This is a genomic window from Phenylobacterium sp. (assembly GCF_030693805.1).
Classification (GTDB): Bacteria; Pseudomonadota; Alphaproteobacteria; order Caulobacterales; family Caulobacteraceae; genus Phenylobacterium.
The window spans coordinates 1-12,598 of sequence record NZ_JAUXZW010000295.1; the positions used below are offsets into that span (position 1 = coordinate 1).

Annotated in this window: 12 protein-coding genes; 9 read left to right on the forward strand and 3 right to left on the reverse strand. The window is 69.1% G+C overall.

The window, feature by feature from the left end; all coding sequences use genetic code 11:
* Positions 1 to 842, forward strand: an 842-nt coding sequence (locus Q8M88_RS11240) for an aspartate kinase (RefSeq protein WP_305597245.1), incomplete at its 5' end; no start/stop codon positions are given.
* On the opposite strand, the gene aac(3) is transcribed toward Q8M88_RS11240, so the two are convergent.
* Together aac(3) and Q8M88_RS11250 are read right to left on the reverse strand one after the other, a co-directional pair.
* The gene (aac(3), locus tag Q8M88_RS11245; RefSeq protein ID WP_305597246.1) at positions 839 to 1,702 is read right to left on the reverse strand and encodes an aminoglycoside 3-N-acetyltransferase; all 864 of its coding nucleotides are present in this window, start codon (positions 1,700 to 1,702) and stop codon (positions 839 to 841) included. The genes Q8M88_RS11240 and aac(3) overlap by 4 nt on opposite strands.
* A 9-nt stretch (positions 1,703 to 1,711) precedes the next feature.
* A complete protein-coding gene (locus Q8M88_RS11250) occupies positions 1,712 to 2,146 on the reverse strand; it encodes a pyridoxamine 5'-phosphate oxidase family protein (protein WP_305597247.1) in 435 nt (144 codons plus the stop codon).
* A 108-nt stretch (positions 2,147 to 2,254) separates the two neighbouring features.
* On the opposite strand from Q8M88_RS11250, the gene Q8M88_RS11255 reads away from it, so the two are divergent.
* The 6 genes from Q8M88_RS11255 (at position 2,255) to prfA (ending at position 9,100) form a co-directional block, all read left to right on the forward strand.
* Complete coding sequence (locus Q8M88_RS11255) at positions 2,255 to 2,719, forward strand: DUF2214 family protein (RefSeq protein ID WP_305597256.1); 465 nt, start codon at positions 2,255 to 2,257, stop codon at positions 2,717 to 2,719.
* A 205-nt stretch (positions 2,720 to 2,924) separates the two neighbouring features.
* Positions 2,925 to 5,189: a phosphoenolpyruvate--protein phosphotransferase gene (ptsP, locus tag Q8M88_RS11260; protein WP_305597248.1), complete on the forward strand. Its 2,265-nt coding sequence runs from the start codon at positions 2,925 to 2,927 to the stop codon at positions 5,187 to 5,189.
* Between the two features lie 229 nt (positions 5,190 to 5,418).
* Positions 5,419 to 6,357 carry a helix-turn-helix domain-containing protein gene (locus Q8M88_RS11265; RefSeq protein WP_305597249.1) on the forward strand — a complete coding sequence of 313 codons (939 nt, stop codon included), beginning with the start codon at positions 5,419 to 5,421 and terminating at the stop codon, positions 6,355 to 6,357.
* Between the two features lie 81 nt (positions 6,358 to 6,438).
* Positions 6,439 to 7,581: a flavodoxin-dependent (E)-4-hydroxy-3-methylbut-2-enyl-diphosphate synthase gene (gene ispG, locus Q8M88_RS11270; protein ID WP_305597250.1), complete on the forward strand. Its 1,143-nt coding sequence runs from the start codon at positions 6,439 to 6,441 to the stop codon at positions 7,579 to 7,581.
* A gap of 63 nt (positions 7,582 to 7,644) precedes the next feature.
* Positions 7,645 to 7,938, forward strand: a complete 294-nt coding sequence (locus Q8M88_RS11275) for a hypothetical protein (RefSeq protein WP_305597251.1) — start codon at positions 7,645 to 7,647, stop codon at positions 7,936 to 7,938.
* 85 nt (positions 7,939 to 8,023) lie between these two features.
* Positions 8,024 to 9,100 (forward strand): peptide chain release factor 1, encoded by a 1,077-nt coding sequence (gene prfA, locus Q8M88_RS11280; protein WP_305597252.1) that lies wholly within the window; start codon positions 8,024 to 8,026, stop codon positions 9,098 to 9,100.
* Here the strand turns inward: prfA and Q8M88_RS11285 are convergent.
* Entirely contained in the window at positions 9,097 to 10,335 is a 1,239-nt protein-coding gene (locus tag Q8M88_RS11285; protein ID WP_305597253.1) for a YihY/virulence factor BrkB family protein, read from the reverse strand. The genes prfA and Q8M88_RS11285 overlap by 4 nt on opposite strands.
* A 155-nt stretch (positions 10,336 to 10,490) precedes the next feature.
* On the opposite strand from Q8M88_RS11285, the gene prmC reads away from it, so the two are divergent.
* On the forward strand, positions 10,491 to 11,357 hold the full coding sequence (gene prmC, locus Q8M88_RS11290; protein ID WP_305597254.1) for a peptide chain release factor N(5)-glutamine methyltransferase: 867 nt from the start codon (positions 10,491 to 10,493) through the stop codon (positions 11,355 to 11,357).
* Positions 11,358 to 11,606: 249 nt separating this feature from the next.
* Positions 11,607 to 12,598: DUF4167 domain-containing protein (locus Q8M88_RS11295; protein ID WP_305597255.1), on the forward strand; the 992-nt coding region annotated here is incomplete at its 3' end.

Below are 12,598 nucleotides of genomic sequence, written 5' to 3' on the forward strand. Positions count from 1 at the left end.
TGATCGCGGGCTTCCAGGGCGTCACCCGCGCGGGCCGCGTCGCCACGCTCGGGCGCGGCGGATCGGACACCAGCGCCGTGGCGATCGCAGCCGCGCTGAAGGCCGTGCGCTGCGACATCTACACCGATGTGGACGGGGTCTACACCACCGACCCGCGCATCGAGGCCAAGGCCCGTAAGCTGAACAAGATCTCCTACGAGGAGATGCTGGAGATGGCCTCGCTGGGGGCCAAGGTGCTGCAGACCCGCTCGGTCGAACTGGCCATGGCCCAGGGCGTGCCGGTGCGCGTGCTGTCGAGCTTCGTGGAGCCGGGGGAAGCGCCCGGCCAAGGCACCATCGTCTGCGACGAGGAAGAGATCATGGAAAAGCGCATCGTGAGCGGCGTGGCCTACAGCCGCGACGAAGCCAAGATCAGCCTGTTCGGGCTGCCCGACCATCCCGGCGTCTCCTCGGAGATCTTCGGCCGGCTGGCGGACGCCAACGTCAATGTCGACATGATCGTCCAGAGCCATGCCCGCACTCGGGACACGGCCAACATGGAGTTCACGGTCGGCAAGCGCGACGCCCAGCGTGCGGTGGAGATCGTGCGCGCCGCCCAGGCCCAGATCGGCTTTGAGGAGGTGCAGGTCAACGAGGACGTCGCCAAGGTCTCGGTGATCGGCGTCGGCATGCGCAGTCACACCGGCGTCGCCAAGACCATGTTCGGCGCGCTGGCCGAAAAGGGCGTCAACATCCAGGTGATCTCGACCAGCGAGATCAAGATCAGCGTGCTGATCGACGCCGCCTACACCGAACTCGCCGTACGCGCCCTGCACGCGGCGTACGAGCTGGAACAGCTTTAGAGGCCGCTCACCCGCCGGCCCTCGCGCTCCAGCCAGTCCACGGCGAAGGCGCAGATGGCGGCGGCGTCGACCAGCAGCGACGGCGCTTCGCCGACCAGCCCCTGCACGCCCTGGCCGCTGGCCAGGAAGCCGCGCACCAGGTCCGCGAAATAGTCGTCGGCGAGGCCGCCGACGACAGGGTCGGAGGTGTCGAACTCCTCCACCATCCGCCATTCGACGCCGTGCGGCGCAGCGAACGGGACCTCGTAGCGACGGACGCGCTTGTTCGGGATCTGCGCCAGGTGCTCGGCGTGGTGCAGCAGGGTCAGGGTGTCGAACGGCGCGCCGACCATCAGGACCTTGCCATTCGCCTCGACGAGCTTGGCCAGCGGCGAGCCCTCGCCGTAGCCGTAGTCGAGCGGGTGATCAGCGGTGAACCACTCCGCACGCGCACCCAGCGCCACCATCGAGGCTCCGGGATTGGCGCTGCGCAAGGCGCCGGGCGTCGTGCGGACGAATTCGGCGAGCACGCCATTGTCGCGGGCGGCGCGCGAGGCGGCGGGATCGTAGGGCGGGACCTGATCGCGCCATTCAGGCGGAACGCGGCCGTCAGCGTCCAGAAGTTCGTCGTAGAGCGCGTCCCAGTCAGCGTAGGCGAGGATCGTCCCGGCCGGCCCCATACTGTCGAGGAGCGCGCCAAGCAGGGCGTCGGGCCCATTCAACAGTCGTCCGACGCGTCGCATGGCGGCGTGGACCATCACCGCGTCGCCGGCGCACACGCCCAGCCGCCCGAGGTCGGCGGCGAGAGATGCGCGCGTTATGAAAGGGTGGAAAGCCGGCGGCATGGCGGCGACGCTCGCGCGCCCCCCGCCGGTCGTCAATCGATGCGTTCAGACGACGATCTCGCCCTCGTCCTCGCCGTCCCAGTAGTGGACGCGGGTGGCGTGCACCTTGATCAACACCAGACCGGGGGTGTCGGCGCCTTGCTTGGCCCAGCGGTCCATGTCGTGCGTCCAATGCTCTTCAAACGCGGCCTTCTCGCGGATCAGTTCGGCCTGGCCTTCGATGGACAGGAACAGCGGCGGCTTGCCGAGCAGGCCCTTGTTCCCCTGCATCGACAGCCCGACCTTGGCGTCCTGGCGGATGTCGGAGACGACGCGGGCGTCGTCCAGGGCGAAGAACCAGGAATCGCCGTCATATTCGACGTCGCCATTGTTACTCATCGGGCGGGCCGCGAGCTCGCCGCCCTGGGTGCGGGTGGTGAACATCACGAAGTCGATGTCCTTCATCTTCTTGGAGATGTCAGGCAGGCTGAGTTGGGGCATCGGTGGTCCCTCAATGGCGTTTCAGGGACGGAAAACACCGAGGCGGGCGTTTCGATCCGCCGCTGACGCCCGCGCGTTGACCACGGCCGCGCGGCGCTCTTAGGCTTGGTGCTCCTGGACGGAAAGCGGCGTCATGACGACCTCCTGCTCGCCATCGGCCACCACCTGCTGGTGTTCAGCCTGCTGGGCGTCCTCGTCGCCGAACTGGTGATGCTGCGCCCTGTGCTGAACGGTGGCGAAGTGCGACGCCTGGCGAGGATCGACGCCCACTATGGCGCGCTGGCGGGGCTGGTGATCGCGGTCGGCGTCGCGCGGGTGTTCTTCGGGATCAAGGGCGCTGAGTACTACACGCACAATCACTGGTTCTGGGCGAAGATGGCGGCTTTCGTGGTCGTCGGCCTGCTGTCGATTGCGCCAACCGTGACATTCATCCGCTGGCGTGGGCGTCTGAAGCGCGACGAGGCTTATTTGCCGGCGCCCGCCGAGATCGCCCGCGTGCGCCGGCTGGTGACGGTGCAGCTCGCGGTGTTCACGACGATCCCGGCGCTGGCGGCGGCCATGGCGCGGGCCTGAGCGGCGGGAACTTCGAAGCGCATCCCCAGATTTCGCCTTTACGCGCCTCACTTCCGCCCGGCGCAGCGCATTGATGCGCCGATGTTCGGGCGGGCGGACGAAACAACGGGCGCGAAGCTGACGAACCAGCCCGTTGGTGGTCATATTGGGTCTGCGGGAATCCTTTAAGCTGCTAGGGCTTAGAAGGAGAACAGGGAGGGCGGTCATGGCAATTCCAAGCATCGCCGTTCGCGGCCAGCGAAGCCTGTTGCGCCAGATCCGCGAGGCCCTGGCCGGCGGCGGTCCGGCGCAGACGCGCCTCGACATGGTGGTGCGGGTCATCGCCGGCTCGATGGTCGCCGAGGTCTGTTCGCTGTACATGCGTCGCGCGTCCGGCGAGCTGGAGCTGTTCGCCACCGAGGGCCTCGACGTCAACGCCGTTCACGTCACCCGGCTTAAGCTCGGCGAAGGCCTGGTCGGCGAGATCATGCGTCAGGGCCGGCCGCTGAACCTGGCCGACGCGCCGAACCATCCGGCCTTCTCGTACCGACCGGAAACCGGCGAAGACCCCTACCATGCGTTCCTCGGCGTGCCGCTGCTGCGCGGCGGGCGCGCGATCGGCGTGCTGGTCGTCCAGAACCGCACCGAGCGGATCTACACCGACGACGAGGTCGAGGACCTGCAGATCATCGCCATGGTGCTGGCCGAGATGGTCGCTGGCGGTGAGCTGGTCGCCGAAGAGGCGCTGAAGGGCGTCGAACTCGCTCCGCACCGGCCCGAACGGCTGAAGGGCGCCAAGTTCTCCGACGGCGTCGCCTACGGCGTGGCCGTCCTGCACGAACAGCCGGTGACGCCGTCGCAACTGCTGGCCGACGACGTGGTCGCCGAGGAAGAGCGCCTGACCAAGGCGATCGCCGGGCTGCAGGCCCAGGTCGACGTGATGATCGAGGGCCAGCACGGGTTGGTGGAAGCCTCGTATGAGGTGCTCGACACCTACCGGATGTTCGCCCACGACCGTGGCTGGAACCGCAGCCTGCTGGACGCCGTGCGCAACGGCCTGACCGCCGAGGCCGCTGTCGAGCGGGTGCGCTCCGAACACCGCGCGCGGCTGGGCCAGGCGCGCGATCCCTATCTGCGCGAACGGTTGCACGACCTCGAAGACCTCAACGATCGGTTGCTTCGCCACCTTTCGGGCGCCGGGCACGTAGCCCGCGACCTGCCCGAAAACGCCATCCTGATCGCCCGGAACCTGGGCCCCGCCGACCTGCTGGAATACGACCGCACCAAGCTGCGCGGGCTGCTGCTTGAGGAAGGCTCGGCCGCCAGCCACGCCGCGATCGTCGCGCGCGCCCTGGACATTCCCTCCGTGGGCCGCCTGCCCGGCCTGCGCGACCGGGTGAGCGAGGGCGATCCGGTGATCGTCGACGCGGAATCCGGCGAGGCCTATCTGCGCCCGCGCCCCGACGTCGTCGCCGCGATCCGCACCCGCATCGAAGTCCGCGCCCAGCGGCAGGCGGCGTTCGCCCGCCTGCGCGACACCCCGGCCTTCACCCGCGACGGGGCGAAGATCACCCTTCTGATGAACGCGGGTCTGGACGTCGACCTGGACATCCTGCGCGAGACCGGCGCCGAGGGCATCGGCCTGTTCCGCACCGAGTTCCAGTTCATGGTCGCCGAGGAGTTGCCCCGGCTGGACGCCCAGACCGCCTTGTACAGTCGCGTGCTCGACGCCGCCGACGGCATGCCGGTGACCTTCCGCACCCTGGACCTGGGCGGCGACAAGGTGCTGCCCTACCTGGAAGCCGAGCGCGAGGACAACCCGGCGCTGGGCTGGCGGGCGATCCGCATGGGGCTGGACCGCCCCGCCCTGCTGCGCCTGCAGCTTCGGGCGCTGATCGCCGCCGCCAAGGGCCGGCCGCTGCGCATCATGTTCCCGCTGGTCACCAGCGTCGACGAGTTCCGCGCGGCGCGCGCGCTGGTCGAGACCGAGGTGGCTTGGGCCGAGCGTCGCGGCCGCTCCGCGCCGGAACGCCTGGACGTGGGCGCGATGATCGAGGCGCCGTCGCTGGTGTGGCACCTCGACGCCCTGCTGCCGATGACCGACTTCGTGTCGGTCGGGACCAACGACCTGATGCAGTACATATTCGCCGCCGACCGCGGTAATCCGCGGGTGGCCGACCGCTACGATCCGTTGTCGCCGCCGGCGCTGCGGGCGCTGGAGGCGATCCAGGTGGCGTGCGCCGAAACCGGTACGCCGGTGTCGGTCTGCGGGGAGATGGCGGGCCGGCCCCTGGAGGCTTTCGCCCTTGTAGCGCTGGGCTTCGAACGACTGTCGATGCCGCCTGCGGGCGTCGGTCCGGTGAAGCAAATGGTGCTGTCCTGCGACCGCGAAGCTGCCCGGCGCGGAGTATCAAGTCTGCTGAAAACATCGGCAGGCTCAGTTAGAAACGAAATCGAAACCTTAGCGCGCAAACTGTACTTGGCGATCTAGCGCCCCGCGGATCGCCCGTGACCGAATAGCGCATTGAAATCCGCATGCTAGAGTGTTATCCACAATACAGTATTGGTGGGCTCGTCGTCGACGAGTCGGGGCGTCGTCTCGTGCAACCACCCTTGCGCGTCAACGAAGACGGTGAGTAACCATGCCGCTCGATACCGGTCATGTCGCAGAATTTGACTATGTCCATGACGGAGACCGCTCGGCGAGTTCTGGTGCAACCTTGACACCGACTCTCAGCGACGGCCCGAACATCGGCAGTGCGCTGAAGGCTGTGCGCGAACACCAACATCTGTCCTTGGAATCCGTGGCCGAGGACACCCGCATCCGGCGCGCCTATCTGGCCGCGATCGAGGAGGGCCGGCTCGAGGCCCTGCCCTCGCGGCCGTTCACCATCGGCTACATCCGCGCCTACGCCCGGGCGCTCGGGCTGGACGGCGAGGCGGCGGTGGAACGCTTCCGCACCGAAGAGCCCGCGCCCGACCAGGCGCTGCGCGAGCCGCTGGGCGTGCAGGAGGGCCGCGACCCGCGCCTGATGCTGGGCGCGGTGGCCCTCGCGCTGATCGTCGCGGCGATCGTGCTGTGGAATGTCGTGCAGCGGTTGATGATCGAACCGACCGCGCCGGCTGCCGTCACTGTGGCGGCGACGGCGCAGGCCAAGACCGCGCCCAGCACGCCGCAGAGCGCGGCCGTGGCGCTGGGCGCGCCCCTGCCGCCGCCGATCGAATCCACAACGCCGCCGCTCTACGAGACCCCCGGCCTGGAAGCCGCCACAGCCGCCGGCGACGGCTCGGCCGATTCCGCCGAGGCGGCGCTGAAAGCCAAGAAGGCCGCCGCGGCCGCCGCTCCCAAGGTCGAAGCGGTCCCGGCGGAGCCCCTCCCCGCCACGTTCACCGCCCAGGGCGCCGTCTACGGCGGCCCGGCCGAGACCTCGCCCGTGGTGCTGCAGGCCCGCAAGCCAGCCTCGATCATCGTGCGCGGCGCCGACGGCACCGTGTACTTCGCCCGCCAGCTCGCGGCAGGCGAGTCCTATCGGGCTCCGGCGCTGGCCGGCCTGACGGTCGACGTCTCCGAGCCGGAAGCCTTCCAGGTGTTCGTCGGCGGCCAGACCAAGGGCCTGCTGCCGGCCGCCCAGACTCCGATCGGCAAGTTCGCCCAATAGGTCCTGACGTAGGCCGTCACGGGTTCGTCGCCGGCCGCTGATATTGGCTTTCGACCCCTGACGGCTTAAGTTGCGGCGCACATGACCCTCAAGGACGCCACCCATCTTCGCCCGTGGCGGGCGATCCAGCGCCGGCCCACGCGCAAGATCCGCGTCGGCTCGGTCGAGGTCGGCGGCGACGCGCCGATCACCGTCCAGTCGATGACCAACACCCTGACCGCGGACGCTGCGGCGACCATCGATCAGGTGCGCCAACTCGAGGAGGCCGGCTGCGACATCGTGCGGGTGTCCTGCCCGGACGAAACCTCGACCGCGGCGCTTTCGACGATCGTCAAGGCGGCCAAGGTCCCGATCGTCGCCGACATCCATTTCCACTATCGCCGCGCCATCGAGGCGGCTCAGGCGGGCGCGGCCTGCCTGCGGATCAACCCCGGCAACATCGGCTCGGCGGACCGGGTGCGCGAAGTGATCCAGGCGGCCCGCGACCACGGCTGCTCGATCCGCATCGGGGTCAACGCCGGCTCGCTGGAGCGTGAGCTGCTGGAGCGCTACGGCGAACCCTGCCCGCAGGCGATGGTCGACAGCGCCATGAGCCACGCGCGGATCCTGCAGGACCACGACTTCCACGAGTACAAGATCAGCGTGAAGGCGTCGGACGCCTTCATGATGGTCGCCGCCTACCAGATGCTGTCCGAACAGCTCGACTGCCCGCTGCACCTGGGCGTCACCGAGGCGGGCGCCGCGCGCTCCGGCACGGTGAAGTCCTCGATCGGCCTGGGCTCGCTGCTGTGGGCCGGCATCGGCGACACCATCCGCGTGTCGCTGGCCGCCGATCCGGTGGAAGAGGTCAAGGTCGGCTTCGACATTCTGAAGTCGCTGGGCCTGCGCCACCGAGGCGTGAACATCATCGCCTGCCCGTCCTGCGCCCGGCAGGGCTTCGACGTGATCGCCACGGTGACCGCGCTCGAGGAACGCCTGGCGCACGTCTCGACGCCGATGAGCCTGTCGATCATGGGCTGCGTGGTGAATGGCCCGGGCGAGGCTCTGCTGACCGACGTGGGCTTCACCGGCGGCGGCAAGGGCGCGGGCATGGTCTATCTGGCCGGCAAAGCCGATCACAAGTTGGACAACACCGCGATGGTCGACCACATCGTCCAGCTCGTCGAGGCGCGCGCCGCACAGATCGATGCAGAAAGCGCCGCGGCCTTACAAGCGGCCGAATAGGCGTCGCTTGCACCTGCCGGACGGCCAGGATTAGGTGTCCGGCACCCTAGCGGAGAATATGCAATGTCGGCAGATGGCGCCTGGAAGATCACCATCAACACGCCCATGGGCGCCCAGCAGCTCGACGCGACCATCACGACTGCGGGCGACAGCTTCACCGGCGTCGTCGACGGCCCGATGGGCAAGCAGGACATCGCCGGCAAGATCGACGGCGACAACCTGACCTGGAACGCCAAGATCACCCAGCCGATGCCGATGGAGCTGCAATTCGCGGCGACCGTCACGGGCGATGCGATGACCGGCAAGGTGCAGCTGGGCGCCTTCGGCTCCGCCGACCTGAGCGGCGTGCGCGCCTGATCGGCGGTCGATCGTCGGGCCGGTGTTTGTCGTGCGGCCTGCGAGGGGCTAGAGGAGGCCTCCCCGACAACTGCGACGTGACGCCGTGCGACTGCCCCAGGCCCGCCTAGAACAGGTTCTCGACCGCTACCAGCAGATCGAGGCGCGGATGGCCGCCGCCTCCGACGGCGCCGAGATCGTGCGGCTGTCCAAGGAGCACGCGGAACTGCGCCCAGTGGCCGAGGCGGCCCAGGCGCTGGCCCGCGCCCGCGGCGAGGCGCCGGAACTGGAGGAGATGGCCCGCGCCGGCGACGCCGATATGGCGAGCCTCGCCCGCGACGAGTTGGAGGCCCTGAACGCCCGACTGCCGGACCTCGAACATCAGGTGGCGCTGCTGCTGGCTCCCAAGGACCGCGACGAGAACGCCTCGGCGATCCTGGAGGTGCGGGCCGGCACCGGCGGTGACGAGGCGGCGCTGTTCGCCGGCGACCTGTTTCGAATGTACCAGCGCTACGCGTCGCTGCAGGGGTGGCGCGTGGAAGTCGACAGCCTGTCCGAGGGCGACATGGGCGGCTTCAAGGAGATCATCGCCTCGGTCACCGGTGACGGCGTGTTCGGCCGTCTGAAATTCGAGAGCGGCGTCCACCGGGTGCAGCGCGTGCCAGAGACCGAAGCCGGCGGACGCATCCACACCTCGGCGGCGACCGTGGCCGTCCTGCCGGAGCCCGAGGACGTGGAGATCGAGATCAACGATTCCGACCTGCGCATCGACACCTACCGATCGTCCGGCGCGGGCGGACAGCACGTCAACAAGACCGACTCCGCCGTGCGCATCACCCACCTGCCGTCTGGCATCGTGGTGACCTCCTCGGAGAAGTCGCAGCACCAGAACCGCGCGCGCGCGATGAAGGAGCTGAAGGTGCGCCTGTACGATCAGAAGCGCACCGCGCTCGACACCGAGCGGGCCGAGAGCCGCAAGAGCCAGGTCGGGTCGGGCGACCGGTCTGAGCGGATCCGCACCTACAACTTCCCGCAGGGCCGGGTGACCGACCACCGCATCAACCTGACCGTCTACAACCTGCCTAAGGTGCTGGAAGGCGAAGCTCTGGACGACGTGATCAAGCCGCTGATCGCCGAGGACCAGGCGGCCCGGCTGGCGGCGCTGGAAGACGAGTTCGGCTAGCCCTTCGGCCGCGGCCCGCTGAGCGCCTTCGCGGGCTTGCCGCGGATTCTGCCGGTCACCCGGCGCACGTCGCCCCAGATGCGGGTGGCGTCCTGTTTCACGTTCAGCTTGAAGGCCAGGCCGACGCTGTCGGCCATGGCGGCGCCACGCGCGCCGATCGGCTGCGCCGGCCCGGTGGTGGAATCCAGCGCCGTCTGGTGCTCGATCTCGGCGTTCAGCTCGGCGCCGATCAGCACAACCATCACTGAGAACCAGATCCACATCATGAAGCCGATCACCGCGCCCAGCGAGCCGTAGGTGACGTCGAAGTGGGCTATGTGATTGACGTACCAGGAAAAGCCCAGCGATCCGCCCAGCCACATAAGGGCCGCGAACATCCCGCCGGCGCTGACCCAGCGCCAGCGCGCGTGCGCCCGACACGGCCCGAAGCGGTAGACGAAGGCGAAGGCCCCGGCGGTGAACACCAGCAGCGCGAGCCAGCGCAACGGCACCCACAGGACTTCGAACGGACTGAAGCCCCAGGCCCGCATGTAGAGCGGCGCCGCGACCAGCAGCGACACCACCACGGTCACGAACACCAGCGCCCCCAAGGTGAACACGTAGGTGAGCCCGTTCAGCTTGAAGTAATTGCGCTTCTCCTCCTCGTCGTAGGCGATGTTCAGGCCGTTGAAGAGCGCCTTCATCCCGGCGTTGGCGCTCCACACCGACAGCAGCAGGCTGATCAGGAAAGCGACGCTGAGGTCGGTATGCTTGCGTGTCGCCAACAGGCGCATCTGATCGCCGAGGATCGCCAGCGCCTCGGTCGGCACGAACTGGCCGATCTGGGTGAGTTCGCTTTCCACTTGGCTGACGTCCGCGAACAGGCCGTAGAGGGCGACGAACACGCCGACCGCCGGGAAGATCGCCAGCAGGCTGTAGAAGGTGACGCTGCCGGCCACCACGGTCAGCCGGTCCTGCGACACCTCGCGGTAGGTGCGCCACATGACGTCGCGCCAGCCGCGCAACGGGATGCGGTGCGGCGCGTTAGCGAGGCGACCGCGACCCGGCTCCAGGCGCTCATAGGTCTCGGGGATCTTCGCTTCGATCTGCGTGCTGAGGCCCGGCTTCGGCTTGGGCGTACGCCGCCAGAATGCCGCGCCGGCCGCCAGCAGCAGCCAGGGCGCAGCGCCGATCAACAGCGACGCCAGGCGTCGCCCGGGGCTGGCCTGCGGTGCGGACTTCGGCGATTCAGCCAACCTATCCCCCTCGCGCGCCGGCGCCCGCGAACCATGGGGCCTGAACCCACAATCCTCTATGCCGTTCCGCTTGTCGCGGCCCGCGGGTTGGGGCTACACGGCGCCATGCCGTGGCCAAGCGCCGCGCGCAACCCGCCTTGTCCGGAAGCCGCCGCATGAACCTGATCCAGGCCTGGAGCGGCGCCAAGAAGCGCCTTGAGACCGCCGGCCTCGCCGGTCCGGTCATCGATGCGCGGCTGCTGGTGGAGGCGGCGGCTGACGCCACGCGCACCGACATCGTCACCGACCCATACCGCGAACTGACGAACGAGCAGGAGGTGCGGCTGGAGGACTATCTGACCCGCCGCGAGCATCGCGAGCCGGTCAGCCAGATCCTCGGCCGCAAGGGCTTCTGGAAGATCATGCTCAACGTCAACGACCGGGTCCTGACCCCGCGCCCGGACACCGAGAGCGTGGTCGACGCGGTGATGGAGGCGTTCCCCGACGCGGCGGCGCGAATCTCCGTGCTGGACCTGGGCGTAGGGTCCGGCGCGATCCTGCTGGCGGTGCTGTCGGAACGCCCCGCCGCCCGCGGCCTGGGCGTCGATGTGTCCGAGGAGGCCCTGGCGGTGGCCCGCGAGAACGCCGCACACCTTGGCCTCGCCTCGCGCTGCGCGCTGCTGCGCGGCGATTGGACACAGGGGTTGGCCAGCGACGAGTTCGACCTGGTGGTCTGCAACCCGCCCTATATCGCCACCGCCGAGATCGAGACCTTGGAGCCCGAGGTGAAGCGATACGAGCCGAGGCTGGCGCTCGACGGCGGGCCCGACGGCCTGAACGCCTATCGCCTGCTGGCCCCGGAGATCCTGCGGGTGCTGAAGCCTGGCGGCCGTTTCGCCGTGGAGATCGGGTACGACCAGCGCGTGGCGGTGGAGGCGCTGTTCCGCGCCGCCGGCGCGGCTGATGTCGCCACCCGGCCCGACCTGGCGCTGCGCGACCGAGTGGTGACCGGCGCGAAAAAGCCCTTGGAAAGCCGCGACTGAGTCGTTACATCAGGAATCTGTCTCCACCCAAATCGCTGGTGCATCAGGTTCGGGCGTCTCGCGACGCACAGCCGCTCCGGCCGGCGCCTCGCCAGCTTGGCCGGCGCGCCGCAACAGGTTTCCGGGCGGACGACGGGGAAACTTAACGCCTTCGATACGTAGTCCGGGCCAGGCCCGACGCAGACGTCAAATCAGGCACAGGCCGCCCAAGCGGGCGGGCCGGGAAAGAGGCCGGACGGTCAAAATCGCATGAGAGATTTCAAGGGCATGAAGCGCCAGCGCGGGCGTAACCGCGGCGGTGGCGGGGGCGGCGGTGGTGGCGGTGGTGGCGGCAAGCCGCAGCAGAACGCCAACCGCGCGTTCGACTCCAACGGGCCCGAGAACGTGAAGGTCCGCGGCAACGCCCAGCACGTCTTCGAGAAGTACCAGCAACTGGCGCGCGACGCCCATTCGGCCGGCGACCGCGTGCTGGCCGAGAACTACCTGCAGCACGCCGAGCATTACTTCCGGCTGCTGCGCGCCATCCACCCGCAACGTCCGGCCAGCGAGTTCCTTGGCCGCGACCAGTTCGGTTCAGGCGCCTTCGACATCGACTTCGAAGACGAGAACGGCGGCGACGGCGACAACGGCGATCAGGAAGCCAACAACAACAACGACGGCGGCGACGACCGCAACGGCTGGCAGAGCCGCGATGATCGCCAGCGTGACGAGCGCCCCAGGGATGACCGGGCACGTGACGACCGGGCCCGCGACGATCGGCCTCGTGACGACCGGGCGCGCGATGATCGGCAACGCGACGATCGGCCCAGAGATGATCGCCAGCGCGACGAGCGTCCCAGGGATGACCGCGCCCGTGACGACCGCCCGCGCGATGACCGCCAACGCGACGATCGTTCGAGGGACGAGCGTCCCAGAGATGAGCGGCCCCGCGACGACCGGCCCCGTGATGAACGGCCCAGGGACGAGCGGCCCAGAGAAGAACGCCCCCGCGACGACAAGCCGCGTGAAGAGCGACCGCGCGCGGAAGGCCGCCGCGATCGCTGGCGTGAGGATCGTCCACGCGGCGAAGCCCGCGATCCGCTGGCGGTGATCGAGCCTCAACAGGCCGCGCCCCTGACCAGCAGCGAACAGCGCGCCTCGCCGGTGCTGCGGGATGCTGATGGCGGCGAAAGCGACGCGCCCGCCTTCCTGCAGAACCGCGCCCCGCCCGCACCGGCGGCCCCCGCCGCAGAGGCCGACGC